This is a genomic window from Corynebacterium sp. UMB8791 (genome assembly GCF_054166365.1).
The window spans coordinates 1-1,050 of the sequence record NZ_JBSZCG010000154.1 but is presented as its reverse complement, the minus strand read 5'-3'; the positions used below and the strand labels follow the sequence as shown (position 1 = coordinate 1,050).

Genomic DNA, 1,050 nt, shown 5'->3' with positions numbered 1-1,050 from the left:
GAGTTTTCAACGATCTACCGGGAATGGATGAACGAGAAAACCATGATCAAAGACCCCAAAACAGGTGCATGGACCCGCGTGTGGACCCACCACAACGTGCGCAAGGCCTACAACAGCCTCAACCATCTTTGGCGGTCCGAGATGCTGTTTGTCTACCTCAACCCGCCAGCAGGAGTCCTTGCGCCCGAGCGGATCAAATCCACCACCAACAGCTTAGAAGGGGTTAAGGGTCAAAAAGTGTGTCCGGAATCGCGGATTTTCACGGATTGACCTGTAGGTTTCCGGAAAGTATATGCTCCGGAAGCATATATCTAGCCCCCGACGGGAAATCCTCGGTGTGGCAGCCGTGATGTGCTATGCGCGGCGTGGTGTGGTGTCGCAATGTCGAAGAACCAACCACGCTGCCACTGCGGCGGTGAAATGAAACGCAACGGCACCACCAGCAAAGGCACCACCAGATGGCGCTGCAAACAATGCGGCGCCTCCAGCGTCAAACGTCGAAACGACATCACCAACGCGGCAGTGTTCACCCAGTTCATCGAGCATTGCACCACCGCAATATCACTCGACGACCTAGCCAAACGAAACGGTGTTAGCCGCGCCACCATGAAGCGGCGCTTCAAGTGGTGCTGGCTCGTTGATGTGCCTGACCCCACCGCCGGCCACCACAAGCGGATCTACGACCAGGTATTTCTCGATGGCACCTACACCGCCGGTGGCTGCCTGATCGTCGCGGCGACCATCGACCACGTGATCGCCTGGCACTGGTGCAAACACGAAACCACCCGCGACTACCAACTGCTGCTTGAACGCATCGAAGCCCCACTCATCGCCGTCATCGACGGCGGCCAAGGCGCATACAGCGCAATCAAAAAGTGCTGGCCGACTACGAAAATTCAACGCTGCCTCGTCCACGCCCAACGCGTGGTCCGCCGCTACACCACCACCAACCCACGCACCGATGCCGGGCGCACCATCTACCGACTTGCGCTGAAACTGACCCGGATCACCACACTGGATGAAGCCGCCGCGTGGGGTGTGCAACTGCAC

General features: G+C 58.5%; 2 pseudogenes. Both read left to right on the top strand.

What is annotated here, in order from left to right:
- A pseudogene (locus ACXIUA_RS10545) lies at nt 1-222 on the top strand (IS1249 family transposase); the annotation flags it as partial.
- A 159-nt stretch (nt 223-381) separates the two neighbouring features.
- Nucleotides 382-1,050, top strand: a pseudogene (locus tag ACXIUA_RS10540) (IS256-like element IS1249 family transposase); the annotation flags it as partial.